We start from the raw sequence: 16,398 nt of genomic DNA on the forward strand, positions 1-16,398 counted from the left end.
GGTCGAAGCTCCCGACTTCCGGGGACTTGCGGCTCCGATCGCGCGAAACCTGTGATGCCACCGGTGGAACCGCCGTTCTCCTCTCGTGAGGATTCGGCGGTTCCACCGGGAGGCGAGGCTATGAACAGGATGGTCGCGGCATTGCTGGTTTCGGCGGGTGCCGTCGCGGTACTGGGCGCCTGTGGGACGACGACCACCGGGACACCGGTCACCGTCGTCCGGGAGATCGTGCCGCCCTCGACGACCACCGCGGTCGTCGCGCCGCCGACCACTTCGGTGGTCGTGGTGGAGCCACCGGTGACGGTCACGCGGGCACCTTCGCTCACCTCGTGCCAGCGCCTGTTCGCCGACGGGTTCTCGTACGTGTACGCGTACAACTCCTGGGTGAACGCCGGGCGCCCGCTGAGCTGGGACGCCGACCGCGACGGGTATCCCTGCGAGCAGTCCTACGGCAACCGGAACTAGCCGCTCGCTGAAGGCCGAGGGCGACGTGCGCCCGTTCTTCTCGATCAGGTCGGCTGGGGCGTAGTCCGGTCGGAGCTCGCGCCTTCTGGGCGGCGGTGCCTGCTGCTGTGGCGGTCTGCGGCATGGCGAGGGTCGGTCGCTGGGGTGGGCTTCTCGGGTCATGCGGGGTCTTTGCGTAGCTGCTGGGCTTGGGTTCCGTCTCGGTCAAGGTGTGTGACGGAGGAGGATTTCGGACGCTGAACGTCCGGATTCTTCCCCGCTCGGCGGTCGGCGGGGGTATCGACGGCAGGGGTTGCCCTCGTCGCGATTCCTGCATCGCCAGTTCCCGGCGCTTGTTCCGTGGGCATGCCGAGGGGCCCGTCGCCGGGTTGGCTGGCGGGCTCCTCGGGTCATGCGGGGAGTTCAGGCGCGGTGGAGGGTGTTGCGCCGGGTTCGTTGTAGCGGGTCCAGGTACTGGGGTGGGATGAATTCGGGGAGTCCGTCGGCTGTCATGCGGACGTGCCAGTCGCCGTGGTGGATCAGGCGGTGGTGGAATCCGCAGAGGAGCACGAGGTTGCGGAGGTCGGTGGGTCCGCCGTCTGCCCAGTGGTGAATGTGGTGGGCGTGGCAGTTCTTGGGTTTTCGGTGACATCCCGGGAACGCGCAGCCCCGGTCTCGGATGTTCAAGGCGCGGCGTTGGCCTGGGGTGACGAACCGTCTCAGCCGTCCCACGTCGAGGGGTTCCCCGGCGGCGTTCATCACCACGGGCAGCATCAGGCAGTCGCAAGCGGCCATCCGCGCCTCGCGGGCGGTCATCTCCCCGACAAAATCGAGACACGCCTTTCCGATCCCGGTTTTGAGTTCTTCCAGGCCGATCGTGACGTGCACGAGAGTCCGGTACCCGCTGGTACCGGGCTGATCCGGGCACGCGATCGCCAAGTCGAGAAGTTCGGCCCACGCGTCACCTTGGCGTTCGCATTTCATCCGCAGATCAGCTTGCCCGAATTCGTCCACTGGACGCGGCTTCGCGTACGCCTCCAGTGCGGCGGCGGTGCGGGCGCCGGTTTCGTCATCGAGCAAGCCGTTCAGTTTCCAGAACCCGTCCTTGCGGCGCTCGATAGTGATTTCGCGGCGTGGCTGTTTCGGTTCGGGGTCTTTGGGTTCGTTCCCGTCCGGGTCGAGCCAGCCGAGGATGTCCTCGGCGGCCCTCGTCACCTGCCGGGGACCCGCGCCACGGCCCAGGTTTCCGAGGATCTTCTCCGCGCTTTCCCGATCCTCCACCGACGTATCGGACGGGAGTCTCCCCAAGATCTCCAGGATCTGGTCGATCCGCTCATCCCCGATCACGCCCTCAGCAGCCGCCGCACCCACAGTGGGTGCAAACGCCGGAGCCTCGGTGCCATCCAGATTACGGGTGGGATTCAACGCGATCGCCCGCTTCACCACCGACTGCGCCTCACCCCGCGACAGCCCCGCCACATCAGCAAACCACGCCGCCGTCGACCCATAGCCATACAAATCTTTCGAACCCCGAGACTCGACCTCCGCCAGGAACTGCCCCAGAGCGGCGGACGCGACCCGCATCAACTGCAAGAACTGCTGCACGCCATGAGCAAGCTCCAGCTTGCCGGCACGCCACAACTCCTGCGGGAGTTCGGGAAGGAAGGTCTCGGACACCCCCTCATAATACACCAAATTATCGAACATGTGTTCGTAATTTTAAGTAACCGCAAAACCGTGCAGTTTCCACTTAAGAGTGAATCGACAAGGCTCGCAATTAGTCGGCTAAGAGGGCCTAACAGAACGATCTCGAGTGCGGTTTGACGCCGTGTCTAGTTGACCTTCTGTAAGAGGGCGTCCGTGGAGGACTGCGGGCACGGATCGAGCCGTTGTTGCCGCGAGCGGAGTATCGGTTCCGGCATCCGTCCCTGACTGCGACGACCGTCGCTAAGCCGGCCGGAACCTGACGTCGACGGAACCGAGAGGATCCTCCGTACCGACCCCGCGCAGCCGGATCGGCGGTCCGCCCGGGTTGGTGTACAGCCGGACGCCGTCGCCGAGCAGGACCGGCGCGATGTGCAGGTCGATCTCGTCGATCAACCCCAGTTCGAGCAGTTGGCGGCCGATGTCCGGGGAGAAGACCTCCAGGTTCTTCCCGTCCGCGGCCTCCAGTCCGATCCGGACCGCTTCGGCCGGGCCGCAGTTCAGGAACGTGACCCCTTCGGTGGGCGTCGCGTCCTCGGGATGATGGGTGAGGACGAACAGTCGACCCTGCCAGGCGCCGCCGTAGATCCCGCTCGGATCGGGATAGGCGTCCCAGCCGTCGCGTCCACCGAGGACGGCGCCGGTGGTCGAGGTGTACTCCTCGATCAGGCCCGGCCGGAACGTCGTGCCGGTCATCCAGTCCATGCTGTGTCCCGGCCCGGCGACGAAGCCGTCCAGCGACATGGTGAAGTGCCAGAGCACTTTCCCGCTCGCGGTCTGTGGCTCGAACATCTCGCCTCCTGTGTGGTCGTGACGACGGGGCGATCTCATACCACCCTCGGCCCCGCCGCGCATCTCGTTGATTGTTCTGCCCGAATCAAGGGTTCCGGTCAACCAATCCCCGGGATGTAGTAGCCCGCGACGAAGCGACGGGCTGGTGGGGAGAGGGAATGAGCTCAGCGGAGGGTGTTGTCCTGGTGATCGGCTGCGGGATGCGGCCGTACCGGGAGTACCTGTTGGCGTCGGCCGGGCATCGGCATCCCTTGTGGCTGTTCAACGGGACCGAACCGACCTGGCAGGAGCGCTACATCACCGGCGGCACGGTGCTGGACCTGCAAGACCGCGACGCCGTGCTGGCCGCGGCCCGCGTGGTGAACGCGAAGACGCCGGTATTGGGCGTGGTGTCGTGGGACGAGGCGCTGATCGTCACCGCGGCGCACGTCGCGGACGAACTCGGCCTGCCGGGAGCGGGGATCTCGGCGATCGAGGGTTGCCGGGACAAGTGGCTCAACCGGCGCACGCTCACCGCGGCCGGGGTGGCGCAGCCGGACTTCGGGTTCGTGCACGACGAAGAGCAGGCGGTCCGCGTGGCCGATCGGATCGGCTACCCGGTCGTGGTCAAGCCGCGCGGGGGCGGGGCCAGCATCGGCGTCAGCTTCGCGGAAGACGCGGAGTCGGTGCGGAAGGCGTTCCGGACCGCGGAGGACGCCAGCTTCGGCGGCTCTCCCGCCTACCAGGGCGGGGCGCTGGTCGAGGAGTACCTGACCGGTCCCGAGATCAGCGTGGACGGTGCCGTCGTGGACGGTGAGTACACGCCGATGTTCGTGGCGCACAAAACGGTCGGCATGCACCCGTACTTCGAGGAGCTCGGCCATCTGGTCAGCTCCGCGGACGAGCTGCTCGCCGACCCGGCGCTCCGGTCGGCGCTGGCCCGCGCGCACAGCGCGATCGACTTCCGGTACGGCATCACCCACACCGAGCTCAAGCTCACCGAGCGCGGTCCGGTGATCGTGGAGATCAACGGCAGGCTCGGCGGGGACCTGATCCCGTTGCTCGCGCGGTTCGCGACCGGGATCGACCCGGGCGCGGCCGCGGTCGACATCGCGCTCGGCATGCGTCCCCACATCCCGCACGAGGCCGAGCCCCGGTGGGTCGGGGTGCGGTTCGGCTACCCGAAACAGGACTGTGTCGTCGAGTCCGTGTCCGTGCCGGGTTCCATGCGGGACAACGGGATCCTCACCGCGGACGTGCTCGTCGAGCCGGGGGCGCGGATGCGGCTGCCGCCGGCGGAGTTCATCTCGCGGCACGCGTACGTGATCTGTGCGGGCAGCGACCCCGACGACTGTGAAGTGGTGCTGGACAAGGCCATGGCCCAGGTCCGGCTGACCGCGCATCCCCTGCTGCCTTCGGTGGCCGCCGGTGGCTGACCGCGCACGGGCACCGCAGAACACCTTCCAAGCACTCACAACGATGGCGGAGCAAACAATGGCGAACCGTGATGTCGAGCTTCTCGCAGTCGGAGCAGGACCGTCCAACCTGGCACTCGCCGTGGCGCTGGAGGAGCTCGCGCCCGGCCTGGCCCGCGAGTCGGTCCTGCTCGAACGCGACGAGGAGGTCTCCTGGCAGCGGGGCATGCTCCTGCCGGAGGCGCTCTCGCAGGTCTCGTTCCTCAAGGACCTGGTGACCTTGCGCAACCCGTGCAGCCGGTTCTCGTTCCTCAGCTACCTGCACGCCACCAACCGGCTCAACGAGTTCGTGAACATGGGCAGCTTCGTCCCGTACCGGGTCGAACTCGCCGACTATCTCAAGTGGACGGCCGAATCGCTGGCGCTGGTGGATCTCCAGCGTGGCCGCGAATGCCTCGACGTCAGTCCGGTGTGGACGGACGGCGTGCTGACCGGCTGGGACACCCGCGTCGCGGACGGCGAGATCATCCGCAGCCGGTACCTGGTGGTCGGCGCGGGCCGGGACGCGCGGATCCCCGACCTGCTGCGGGCAGTGAACCAGGACCGCGTCATCCACAGCACGCAGTACCTGCCGAGGATCGCCAAGCTGCGCAAGGACCTCCCGTACCGCGTCGCGGTGATCGGCGCCGGGCAGAGCGCGGCGGAACTGTTCAGCGCGGTGCAGCACGATCTGCCCGAATGCAAGCCGACCATGGTGATGCGTTCGATCGGCCTGAACTACTACGAAAGCAGCAAGTTCAACAACGAACTGTTCTTTCCCTCCCAGGTGGACACGTTCTTCGGTGCCCGGCCCGAGGCGCGCCAGCAGATGCTCAAGGAAATGCACCACACGAACTACTCCGGGCTGGCGCCGGGCACGATGGACGCGCTCTACCGGTCGATCTACCTGGACCGCCTGTCCGGCCGTTCTCGCCTGCAGATGATCACGATGAGCGACATCACCGACGCCCGCGACGAGGGCGACGAGATCGTGCTGGAGCTGACCGACCGGCGGACCGGGATGACCCAGGAACTGCGTACCGACCTGGTCCTGCTCGGCACCGGTTTCTCCCCGGAGATGCCGAGGATGGTCCAGGAGATCGCGAAGGCGATCGGCCTCTCGGAGATCAAGGTGACGCGCGACTACCGGCTGGAGATCGATCAGCCCGCCACCGCGGCCGTCTACCTCCAGGGCGTCAACGAGGCGACGCACGGGATCGCGGACTCGCTGCTCAGCGTCCTCGCCCCGCGCGCCAACGACATCCTCCAGGACATCCTCGCCCACCGCGGCGAAACCCCCGAGGTCCCGCCGCAGCCGACGCAGGACACCGACACCGTCGTCGCCACCCGCTGATCATCGAGAAGAAAGAGAACGTCATGGAGATCCGGCCGCTGGAGCGGGAAAAGATGGTCTTCGAGAACGGCGCCTACGGCCAGCGGCTCCTGCCGTGGGCGGCGCTGAACGCGCCGTTCGAGGGCGCCTGGGTCACGGTGCCGGCGCATGGCGCGACGGGTGCGCATTCCCACCACGAGTACGAGCTCTTCATCGCCGTCAGCGGCGAGGCGGTCATCGAGTCCGGGGGAGAGCGCCGTCCCTTCCGCCCCGGCGACCTCGAGTTCCACAAGCCCGGCACCGAGCACCGCATCCTCAACGACGGCGCCGAGGACTTCGAGATGTACGCGATCTGGTGGGACACCGACATGTCGGCGAAGTTCGCCGCCCGGCACGAGGAGCTGGCGTGATGGCCGACACGAGACCGGTGGTGATCATCGGCGGGCCCCCGACGTCCAACGGGGACCTGCACATCGGGCACATCGCGGGCCCGTACCTCGGCGCCGACGTGCACCGGCGGTACCTGCGCGCGGCGGGCCGCGAGGCCGTGTTCGCCTCCTGCACCGACGACAGCCAGACCTATCTCGTCACCAGCGCCGCCCGGGTCGGGCTCACCCCGCCCGAGCTGGTGCAGCAGTCGACCGAGAACATCCAGCGCACGTTCAAGGCGATGGGGGTCGAGGTCGACGGCTTCTCGCCGACCGACGACGGCTACAAGGCGCTCGTCCACGACTACGTGAAGCGCTTGTACGACAAGGGGAAGCTTCGCCTGCGCAAGGTGCGGCTGCCCTACAGCGAGAGCAAGGGCGAGTTCCTCGTCGAGGGGTTCGTCGGTGGCGGCTGCCCGACCTGCCTCGCCGACAGCCGTGGTGGTTTCTGCGAGGGCTGCGGGCATCCGATCGACTTCGACGCGCTCATCGAGCCGTATTCGGTGCTCGACCCGGCCGACGAGGTGACCTACCGCGAGACCGAGATCATGGTCTTCCCGGTCTCGGAGTACCGCGAGCAGCTCCTCGCCTACTACGAGGAACGCGGTCCGTCGTGGCGCCCGCACGTGCTCGGGCTGATGCGGGAACTGCTGGCCGGGCCGTTGCCCGATTTCGCGATCACGTACCCGGTCAAGTGGGGGCTTCCGGCGCCGTTCCTCCAGACGCCGGGCCAGCGGCTCAACGCGTGGGTCGAGGGGATGCCCGCCTCGATGTACTGCACCGAGTACGCGTTGCGCCGCAACGGAAAACCGAAGGCCGGTGACGACGACGCTTGGCTCGCGGAGAACGACGCGCGGGTCGTGGTGTTCATGGGGTTCGACCCGCTGTTCACCTGGGGCGTCGTGCATGTCGCCGAGCTGATCGCCCTCGAGGGCCGGTACGTCCTCCCGGACACCCTGCTCGTGAACGAGTTCTACGAACTGGAGAACGAGAAGTTCTCCACCAGCAAGGGACACGTCGTCTGGGCCCGTGAACTCGCGGCCGAGGTGCCCCGCGACATCGCGCGGTTCCACCTCAACCTCACCGCTCCCGAGTTCGCCAGGACCAACTTCTCCCGCGTCGCGCTGGAGAAGGTCGCGGGGGAGCGGCTCGTCGCGCCGTGGAACGAACTCGCCGAGACGCTGGCCAAACTCACCGCCGAGGTCGGCGGCGAGAACGGCTCGCTCCCGGTTTCGGCCGAGGCCACGGAACGCGCGGCGGCGATGGTCTCCCGGTTCGCCCTGAACTACGAGCTCGAGGACTTCAGCCTCAGCCGGGCCGCCGACCTGATCGTGCAGCACGTCGGGCGCCTGGGCGCGGCGACGGAACGCACGCTGATGGGCAACCTCGACCAGGAGGTGCTCCGCGGCGCGCTGGGCGACCTCTTCCTCGAACTGCGGGCCTTGATCGGCTGCGCGTCGCCGATCCTGATCGACCTCGCCGCGCGCGCCGCCGAGGCAGGCGGGTTCGACCTCCGGATCGACGCGGCCGCCTTCGACGTCACGCACACCACGGCGTTCGCCGTGCCACCACTGGAATTCCCCCCGACGAGCGAGGTCTGAGACCCCATGTCACTCGACAGCACCCTCACCCCCGACGCGGTCCGGAGTTCCCGGCTCGCCGAACGCCTGCTGGTCCCGGCGGGCTTCGTCACCACGGCGGGCAACGCGTTCCAGATCACCGCCGCCGCGATCCTGGTCTTCCACGCCGAGCAGACCACCCTCGCCGTCGGCTGGCTGTTCATCGCGGTGTCGATCCCGCAGGTCGCGCTGGCGCTGCTGTTCGGCAAGCTGGTCGACAAGGTCGACCGGCGGATGTTGTGCATCGCCGCGGACCTGGTCAGCGCGATGACCGCGTTCGCCCTGCCGGTCTGGCTGTGGATCGGCGGCCCGGCGAACCTGGGTTCCTACATAGCGAACTTCATGCTCGCCTGCACCGCCGCGTTGTTCATGCCCGCGAGCAACGGCCTGATCAAGGAACGCATCCGGGACGAGCGGCTCGGGAAGTTCAACTCGCACTTCGAGATGGCGAGCAACGCCGGCATGCTGATGGCGTCCTCGCTCGCCGGGTTCCTGGTGATCTGGTTCGGCGCCACGCCGCTGTTCGTGTTCAACTCGCTGAGCTTCATCCTCTCGGCCGTCCTGGTCTACGCGATCGGCCGCAAGCCCGCCAAGCCCCAGGTGGTCGAGGAGACCACGGCGGCCGACCCGTCGGAGCCGGTCGAAGCCCCCGCGCATCAGCCGATCAAGCGGCTCGCGCTGTTGTACGCCAACGGGAACATCGGCCTGATGGTCGCCAACGTCATCCTGACGACGCTCATCCTGCAGACCTTCGATCAAGGCGCGTGGATGATCGGCGTGGTCGACGCGCTGGCCGGGGTCGGGTTCATCGTCGGCGCCGCCGCGTACGGCAAGGTCAGCAAGCGGTTCAAGGGCATCCATCTGGCCGTGCTCGGCACGCTCGGGAACCTGATCTGCCTCGCGATCCAGCCGCTGCACTACATCGCGCTGATGGTGGCGATCCCGTTCGCCGGGTTCTGCTTCGCCCAGGGGCGGATCGCCGCTCGCACCCTGCTGATGCGCGCGAGCCCGGAAGACCGGGTCGGCCGGATCTTCGGTGGCACGCAGGCGGTCGGCCTCGGCCTCGGTGTCGGCGCGACGGTCGGGCTGTCCGCGCTGGCGGACGCGACCACCGTGCCCTACGCCTTCTGGGGGCTGGCGATCCTGCAGGGCGCGATCGTGATCGGCACCTACTTCAGTCTGGCGAAACCGCTGTCGGCGCAGGAGAAGAAGCAGCCGGCCGAGGTTCTCGAGGCGACCGCCGCCTGAGCGCGGCCGAATTCGGAGGAAGCGAAAGTCATGACGGACAAGCGGATCAAGGGTGGCGTCGCGACCTGGGCGTGCCTGCCCGGGTTCCCGCCCGCGGTGATCTTCCCCTTCACCCCGGGTGAGCGCTTCGGCGTGCGGAGCCTCTACGAGTTCCAGATGCTCATGTACCGGCCGCTGTACTGGCTGGGCCGGGACGGCGCTCCGGAGATCGACTGGGACCTCAGCGTCGGCGAAGAGCCGGTCTGGGACGAGACCGGCCGCACCTGCACGGTCCGGATCAAGCCGTGGAAGTGGTCCAACGGCGAGACGGTCTGCGCGGACAACGTCATCTTCTGGATGAACATGCTGAAGGTGAAGGGGCCCAGGTTCGGCGCCTACTCCGAGGGCTACTTCCCGGACAACCTGGTGTCGTTCGAGAAGGTCGCGGACGACAAGGTGAGCTTCACCTTCGACAAGGCGTACTCGACGAACTGGGTGCTGTTGAACCAGCTCACCATGATCACGCCGATGCCGAAGGCGTGGGACCGCACCGCGGACGGCCCGGCCGACGCGACGCACGACATCGAGCAGGCCGAAGCGGTCTATGAGTTCCTGATGGCGGAGAACGGCGACGTCGTCGAAGAGGACAACTCGCACCGCACGCGCTGGGCCGACAGTCCTGTGTGGAGTGTCGTGAACGGTCCGTGGCGGCTCAAGAGCTACACCGAGGAAGGTGTCGTCACCTTCGTCCCGAACGAGCACTACAGCGGGCCTAACCCGCCGCATCTCGACGAGTTGCGCCAGGTGTCGACGAAGTCGGACGAGCAGCAGTACGAACTGCTGCAGTCCGGTGACGTCCAGGTCGGCTTCCTGCCGCCGGGGATGGGCGTCCAGCCGGACGGCGACCCGACGAAGGGCGGGCCGAACCCGCTGGGGGACGGCTTCCAGCTGGAACCGCAGATCCTGTTCAACATCAACTTCATGGCGGTCAACTTCAGCAACCCGACCGTCGCCGGGAACATGATCCGGCAGCCGTACATCCGGCAGGCGCTCCAGAGCTGCTTCGACCAGGAGTACGGCGCCCGCGAGGTCTACCAGGGCTACGGCTGGAGCCAGACCGGGTCGATCCCGGTGCTGCCCAAGAGCGACCTGGTGTCGCCGAAGATCGCCGAGCGCGGCGGGTTCTGGCCGTTCGACCTGGAGAAGGCGCGGCAGCTGCTCGCCGACAACGGCTGGGACGTCAGCGCTTCGCCCGCGGTATGCGTGCGCCCCGAGGAAGCGGGTGAAGGCATCCCGGCAGGCACCGAACTGAGTTTTTCCCTGCGCTACTGGGAAGGGCGGCCCTCGCTGGCGCGGCTCATGGCGCAGTTCCGGGACGACGCGGCCAAGGCCGGGATCGAGATCCGCCTCGAAGAGGTGATGGGGTCGGTCCTGGTGGCGGAGGACGGTCCGGGTGAGAAGCGGATGTGGGAGCTGTCCTGCTGGGGCGGCGGCTGGGTCTACAACTACCCGACCGGCGAGAACCTGTTCCAGAGCGGCGCCGCCTGCAACTTCAGCAACTGGCGTGACGCCAAGGCGGACGAGCTGATCGCGAAGACGGTCACCACCGACTCCCTCGAAGCGCTGTACGAGTACCAGGAGTACATCGCCGAGCAGGCGCCGGTGATCTTCATGCCGACGTTCCCGAGACGGCTGTTCGAGGTCGCGGGCAACCTGCGCGGGTTCTCGCCGATCAACCCGTACGGGCTGATCAATCCCGAGAACTGGTACTACGTCGAGGAGGGGGTATGACGAGGCCGGTGGTGCTGGTCGGGTTCGTGGCCGCCGCGCTGGGGTCGTCCATCAAGGACTTCCAGCCGGACGGTTCGGTCATCTTCGTCGAAGAGCCCGACGTCGTCCGCAAACGCGGCGCGCGGCAGACGGTGGCCGGTTCGGCGCTGGTGCGCGAACTGATCGAATGGGAGTTCCACCTCCCCGGCAAGGCGGACGAGTTCTACCACGTCCACCGTGACCTCGATCCGGCCGCGGTGGTCCCGCTGACCGAGTACGCGACCCCGTTCGCGGCCCGGCTCGCGGAACGCTACGGCCTGCCGGGCGCGGGGTTCGGGGCGGCGCAGATCCTGCGGGACAAGGCGGTGCTGCGCCTGGTCAGCCGGGCGGCGGGGATCGCGAACCCGGTGTCGGCGCGCGTCGAAAGCCCGGAGCAGGTCCGCGAATTCATGGCGCGGAATCCGGGGAAGATCGTGCTCAAGCCCGCGAACCGGCAGGCGTCGGTGGGGACGCAGGTGCTCACCGACCCGGCCGAGGCCGAGCGGGCGTGGGCGAACTGCGTGGTGCAGGACGAGGGGATCTTCGTCCCGGACCGCGCGATGGAACTGAAGATGCTCGCCGAGTGCTTCGTCGAGGGCGACGAGTACAGCGTCGAAATGCTGCTGCGGGACGGCGAACCGTTGTTCGCCAACGTCACCGGCAAGCAGCTGTTCCCCGGGCCGCGCCCGGTGGAGCTCGCCCACATCGTCCCCGCCGACATCCCGGACGAGCTCACCGCGACGCTGAACGAGGAGACGCGGCGGCTCACCGGCGCGGCCGGGTTCCGCACCGGGATCGTCCACTGTGAGTGGATCGTCTCGGACGGGATCCCGTACCTGGTCGAATGCGCCGGCCGGTTCGCGGGCGACGGCATCATCGAGCTGATCCAGCGCGCCTACCCGGTGGAGCTGAATCGCGCCTACTTCTCGGTGATGAAGGACGAACCGATCGCGGACGTGCTGCCACGCCGGGCCGAACGCGGCGCCGCGGTCCGGTTCGTGTCCATCGAGCCGGGTCTCATCGAGGACGTGCGCGGGGTGGAGAAGGCGTCGCAGGCGGAGGGCGTCTTCCTGTGCGACGTCAGTGTTTCGGCCGGTGACCGGTTCGACGGGCTGCGCAGCTCGTGGGACCGCGTCGGCGATCTGATGGTGACCGCGGACAGCCCGGCGGAGGCGTTGCGCCTGGCCGAAGAAGCGGTCGCGCTGATCGAGATCGACGTGCGGCCGGACGGCGAGGAGAGGGAGAACGCCGCACCATGAGCATCGAAGCCGTCCAGCCCGCACTCCCGGACGCCGGTCTCGACGTGATCGTCACCGGGCTCTCGTCCGACGCGCACACCTGGAACCTGGTGTACCTGGAGCTGTTGCTGGAGGAACTGGGCTGCCGGGTGACCAATCTCGGCGCCTGCGTCCCGGACGCGACGATCGTGCGCGAATGCGCCGACCGCCGGCCGGACCTGGTGGTGATCAGCAGCCTCAACGGGCACGGCTGTCAGGACGGCGTCCGGCTGATGGACACCTTCCGCGCGCACTCGGAACTGGTCACGACCCCGGTAGTCATCGGCGGGAAGCTCGACGTCGTCGGCGGCAGCAACGCGGCACGGCTGCTGGAGGCCGGTTTCGACGCGGTGTTCGAGGACTCGGGCGGGCTGACCCCGTTCCGGACCTTCCTCCGCACCCTGTCCGTGCGCACCTCCGGTGTCCCGCTGGGCGCCGGATGAGCGTGCTCGCCCCGCGCCGGGGACTTTCGTTCGGCGAGGTGGTCGCGCGCCACCACGCCAAGGGGGACCTGGTCGTCCAGCCCCGGATGGGATTCGCCGATCCGGGGCGGATGACCAGGGGCCTGCTGGCGACCAGGGCGGCGCGGGCCGCGACGGTCGGGACCATCACGATCGACAGCTACACCAGGGTCGGCGACCACGAGGCGGCCCGCGCGGCGCTGGCGGCGGACGCCGATCTCAACGGGTACCCGCTCGTCGACCACGATCCCGTGACGACGAGGGCGTTGCTCGACGGCGTGCTGACCAGGGATTTCCCGGTGCAGATCCGGCACGGTTCGGCGGATCCCCGCCGGATCGTGCGGGCCTTGCTGGACTTCGGACTGCACGCGACCGAGGGCGGGCCGGTGTCGTACTGCCTGCCGTACAGCCGGATGCCGCTTTCGGCGGCCGTCGACAACTGGCGGCGTTCGTGCGAGACGCTGGCCGAAGCCCGGGGCCCCGAACTGGAGCCACACCTGGAGACCTTCGGTGGCTGCATGATGGGCCAGCTGTGCCCGCCGGCGTTGCTGGTCGCGCTGAGTGTGCTGGAGGGGATCTTCTTCTGGCGGCACGGGATCCGGTGCCTGTCCTTCAGCTACGCGCAGCAGACGCACGCCGGGCAGGACGAGGAGGCGATCGCCGCACTGCACGCGCTGATCAGGGAATACGTGCCGCACGCGCGTACGCATGTGGTGATCTACGGCTACATGGGCGTCTATCCGAGGACTCCCGGCGGCGCGCTGGCGCTGCTCGCGGAGTCCGCGCGGCTGGCCGCCCGCACCGGGTCGAGCAGGCTGATCGTCAAGACCACCGCCGAGGCGCACCGGCTGCCGACCGTCGCGGAGAACGTGACCGCGCTGGAGCACGCCGCCGAGGCCGCCGGTGGCGTGCCGCGGATCGGGCAGCTCGGTGACACCGGGATCCACTCGCAGGCGAAAGCGTTGGTGGACAACGTTCTTTCGCTCGACAGCGATCTCGGGAGGGCTTTGGTCACCGCGTTCGCGCGGGGGCAGCTGGACGTCCCGTTCTGCCTGCACCCGGACAACGCCGGCCGCGCGAGGGGACGGCTGGACGCGAGCGGGCGCCTCGACTGGCAGCGGATCGGCGGGATGCCGCTGGGCGATCTGGTCGACCTGCCCGCGGACCGGCGGATGACCTCGGGCGATCTGCTCGACGCGCTCCGGTACGTCGAGCGGACGTTCGACGAGAAGTACGGGATGCCCGGAATCGAAACCGTGAAACTGATACAGGGGAGCAGAACATGACCGGAACACCGGAAGCGGCCCTGCCGCCGGGCACCCGCGAGCACCTCATGTCGCCGGTGACGCAGGCGGCGTTGCGCATCCAGAACAGCATCACCGCGGGCACCCGCGAATACCTCGGCATGAACGGGTTCGTGGAGCTCCAGCCGCCGCTGATCGGCCCGGTCACCGACCCGGGATGCCGCGGTGCCAAACAGGTCGACGTCGACTACTACGGGCACAAGTACAAGATGATGACGAGCGTCATCCTGTACAAGCAGGCGTCGCTGCTCGCGTTCGACAAGATCTTCTACGTCGCCCCGAACGTGCGGCTGGAGCCGCTGGAGACCTCGACCACCGGACGGCATCTGGTGGAGTTCACCCAGATCGACGTCGAGGTGGCGCGCGCGAGCCGCGAGGACGTCCTCGACCTGGCGCAGGGCCTGCTCCGGCACGTGGTGACGTACACGCTGCGAGAGTCCAAAGCTGACCTCGCCACGCTCGGCCGGGACCAGGCGGCGTTCACCGCGTTGCTGGACGAGGACTTCGAGCGGATGACGCACCGCGAGGCGGTTTCGCGGTTGCAGGGCTTGCTACACGGGCAGAGCGCCGACGCGGAGATCGACTGGCAGGGCGAGCGGATCATCTCCGAGCAGACGAACCGGCCGTTCTTCATCGTCGACTACCCCAAGGGGTCGCGAGGGTTCACCGACGGCGAGTCGAGCACCGAACCCGGCGTGCTGCGGAACTTCGACCTCATCGCCGCGGAGGGATTCGGCGAGCTCTGCAGTGGCGGTGAGCGCACGCACGAGTACCGGCGGCTGATCGAACGGATGCGTGAGACGGGGGAGAACCCGGCGAAGTACGCCTGGTACCTCGACCTCGCGCGCGAGGGACTGCCGCCGAGCGCGGGCTTCGGGATGGGGCTGGAACGGGTGACGCGGTACATCGCCGGGCTGGACGCGATCTGGCAGGCCAACGCGTACCCGAAGCTGCCCGGGATCGCGGCGCCGTGATCACCGCGCGGCAGCTCCCCGAAGACGCGATCCGCGCCCGGGCGCGGGAAGGCAGCGCGGCGATCTTCCCCGACGTCGGGGGATACGGCCGGTCGCTGTTCGGCGCGGACGTCGACAGCCCGGGCGATGAACTCGACCGCGCGCGCATCGTGCCGCCGGTGTTCGTCCCGCGGCGGCTGGAGAAGATGTTCGACCTCGCGCGCGAACCGGTGTACGGCGATGTCGGGCTCTCGACGGTCCTCGGTGGCTTCACCGCGCCGTCGCCGGTCTTCCTGTGCGCGTTCGGATCGACGCAGGTGGCGGGCAGCGGTCTCGGGATCGCCGCGAGCGAGCAGGCGGGCAGGCTCGGCATGCCGATGGTGATCGGCGAGAACGTCGTGCCCATGCACGGATACGGCCGGATGGGCGAAAGCGCCGACGACGGCCTGCTCGGCCGGATCCGCGCGTACGCGGGCGCGGTGCCGGACGGGCTGGGTGGCGTCGTGGTGCAGCAGAGCACCGAAGACGCCGACGCCGAGGTGTGGAACCTCGTCTACAGCGACCCGTCCGCCACGAAACTGCTGGAAACCGGGCGGCTGGCGTTCGAACTCAAGGTCGGCCAGGGCGCCAAACCGGGGCTCGGCGGGATGACCGTGCTCTCGCGCACGGCCGCGGGAGAGATCGCCGAACAGTACACAGTGGACGAAGCCTTCGGCACGGACACGGCCATGGTGCTGCGGTCGAGCAGCCCGGGCACGTTCACCGGCGAGATCCTGCGCCAGCAGATCCACCTGATGCGCAACAACTACCCGCGGGCCCGGGCCTGGGTGAAGCTGCATCCGGGTCGCGACGTCGGCGAGGCGGCGCGGGTCGCCTGGGCGGCGGGCGCGGACGCCGTCACCGTGGACGGCGCCGAGGGCGGCACCGGCTGGGCACCGTCGGTGTTCCTCGACCAGGTGGGGCTGCCGCTGGTGGAATGCCTGCGCCGGGTCGGCAAACACGACGCGTCGCTGCTGGTGTCGGGCCGGATCTGGGAAGGGGCCCGCGCGCTGAAGTGCCTGGCCATGGGCGCCTCCGCGGTCGGCCTCGGCCGGGCGGCGCTGCTCGCCGTCGACGAGGACGCGACCGAAGGGCTCGTGCGGCTGGTGCGGTGTCTCGAACTCGAACTGCGGCTGCTCACCAGCGCGCTCGGGAAGTACGACCTCGCGGATCTCACCTCGGACGACCTCTGGTTCCCCGGTTCATCGGCACGGACGGAGCAGGACGGATGATCAACTACGACGGCAAACGCTTCCGCAAGGTCAGCACCGACCCGAACGCGCCGGTCACCCTGTACCGGCAGAAGGACGACCTGGTGTGGGCCGAGCTGACCGGTGGTGGCGTGCGGCTCGGGTCGCTGACCGGGAAGTGCGGCGACGACGGCACGATCGACATGGCCTACACGATGGTGCTGGCCAGCGGCCAGGTGATCTCGGGGCACAGCACGAACACCCCGGAGTTCCTGCCGGACGGGCGGATCCGGCTGAACGAGGTGTGGGAGCGATACGGGACCAATGGCTCCCGTGGTACGTCGGCGATCGAAGAGGTCGCCGACTAGCCCCTGCTCAAGTACAT

At 68.5% G+C, this 16,398-nt stretch carries 15 protein-coding genes; 13 read left to right on the forward strand and 2 right to left on the reverse strand.

Translation table 11 applies throughout. From position 1 onward, the window contains the following. Positions 1–120 precede the first annotated feature (120 nt). Complete coding sequence (locus tag CFP71_RS28755; RefSeq protein WP_244199870.1) at positions 121–465, forward strand: hypothetical protein; 345 nt, start codon at positions 121–123, stop codon at positions 463–465. Between the two features lie 402 nt (positions 466–867). Here CFP71_RS28755 and CFP71_RS28760 read toward each other — a convergent pair whose 3' ends face one another. Next, positions 868–2,121: a DUF222 domain-containing protein gene (locus tag CFP71_RS28760; protein WP_093937158.1), complete on the reverse strand. Its 1,254-nt coding sequence runs from the start codon at positions 2,119–2,121 to the stop codon at positions 868–870. Positions 2,122–2,391: 270 nt separating this feature from the next. Continuing rightward, entirely contained in the window at positions 2,392–2,940 is a 549-nt protein-coding gene (locus tag CFP71_RS28765) for a dihydrofolate reductase family protein (protein WP_093937085.1), read from the reverse strand. 158 nt (positions 2,941–3,098) lie between these two features. Between CFP71_RS28765 and CFP71_RS28770 the strand changes: the two genes are divergently transcribed. The 12 genes from CFP71_RS28770 to CFP71_RS28825 are packed head-to-tail and all read left to right on the forward strand — an operon-like array spanning position 3,099 to position 16,381. Further along, a complete protein-coding gene (locus CFP71_RS28770) occupies positions 3,099–4,355 on the forward strand; it encodes an ATP-grasp domain-containing protein (RefSeq protein ID WP_093937086.1) in 1,257 nt (418 codons plus the stop codon). A 58-nt stretch (positions 4,356–4,413) separates the two neighbouring features. Then, positions 4,414–5,727, forward strand: coding sequence for a lysine N(6)-hydroxylase/L-ornithine N(5)-oxygenase family protein (locus tag CFP71_RS28775; protein ID WP_093937087.1), 1,314 nt, complete (start codon positions 4,414–4,416; stop codon positions 5,725–5,727). Positions 5,728–5,750: 23 nt separating this feature from the next. Continuing rightward, positions 5,751–6,116 carry a cupin domain-containing protein gene (locus CFP71_RS28780; RefSeq protein WP_093937088.1) on the forward strand — a complete coding sequence of 122 codons (366 nt, stop codon included), beginning with the start codon at positions 5,751–5,753 and terminating at the stop codon, positions 6,114–6,116. Further along, positions 6,116–7,735, forward strand: a complete 1,620-nt coding sequence (locus tag CFP71_RS28785) for a class I tRNA ligase family protein (RefSeq protein WP_093937089.1) — start codon at positions 6,116–6,118, stop codon at positions 7,733–7,735. Before CFP71_RS28780 ends, CFP71_RS28785 begins: the two co-directional genes overlap by 1 nt. 6 nt (positions 7,736–7,741) lie before the next feature. Further along, positions 7,742–9,001, forward strand: a complete 1,260-nt coding sequence (locus CFP71_RS28790; protein WP_093937090.1) for an MFS transporter — start codon at positions 7,742–7,744, stop codon at positions 8,999–9,001. Between the two features lie 30 nt (positions 9,002–9,031). After that, positions 9,032–10,771 carry an ABC transporter substrate-binding protein gene (locus CFP71_RS28795; protein WP_093937091.1) on the forward strand — a complete coding sequence of 580 codons (1,740 nt, stop codon included), beginning with the start codon at positions 9,032–9,034 and terminating at the stop codon, positions 10,769–10,771. Then, positions 10,768–12,048: an ATP-grasp domain-containing protein gene (locus CFP71_RS28800; RefSeq protein ID WP_093937092.1), complete on the forward strand. Its 1,281-nt coding sequence runs from the start codon at positions 10,768–10,770 to the stop codon at positions 12,046–12,048. Before CFP71_RS28795 ends, CFP71_RS28800 begins: the two co-directional genes overlap by 4 nt. After that, a complete protein-coding gene (locus CFP71_RS28805) occupies positions 12,045–12,509 on the forward strand; it encodes a cobalamin B12-binding domain-containing protein (protein WP_093937093.1) in 465 nt (154 codons plus the stop codon). Before CFP71_RS28800 ends, CFP71_RS28805 begins: the two co-directional genes overlap by 4 nt. Then, entirely contained in the window at positions 12,506–13,813 is a 1,308-nt protein-coding gene (locus CFP71_RS28810; protein ID WP_093937094.1) for a methylaspartate mutase, read from the forward strand. Before CFP71_RS28805 ends, CFP71_RS28810 begins: the two co-directional genes overlap by 4 nt. Beyond that, positions 13,810–14,805, forward strand: coding sequence for an asparagine synthetase A (locus tag CFP71_RS28815; RefSeq protein ID WP_093937095.1), 996 nt, complete (start codon positions 13,810–13,812; stop codon positions 14,803–14,805). Before CFP71_RS28810 ends, CFP71_RS28815 begins: the two co-directional genes overlap by 4 nt. Further along, the gene (locus tag CFP71_RS28820) at positions 14,802–16,055 is read left to right on the forward strand and encodes a glutamate synthase-related protein (protein ID WP_093937096.1); all 1,254 of its coding nucleotides are present in this window, start codon (positions 14,802–14,804) and stop codon (positions 16,053–16,055) included. The genes CFP71_RS28815 and CFP71_RS28820 overlap by 4 nt, the downstream gene beginning before the upstream one ends. Continuing rightward, positions 16,052–16,381, forward strand: coding sequence for an avidin-fold protein (locus tag CFP71_RS28825; protein WP_093937097.1), 330 nt, complete (start codon positions 16,052–16,054; stop codon positions 16,379–16,381). Before CFP71_RS28820 ends, CFP71_RS28825 begins: the two co-directional genes overlap by 4 nt. Positions 16,382–16,398: the final 17 nt, after the last annotated feature.

It is taken from the genome of Amycolatopsis thailandensis (assembly GCF_002234405.1).
GTDB classification, from domain to species: Bacteria; Actinomycetota; Actinomycetes; order Mycobacteriales; family Pseudonocardiaceae; genus Amycolatopsis; species Amycolatopsis thailandensis.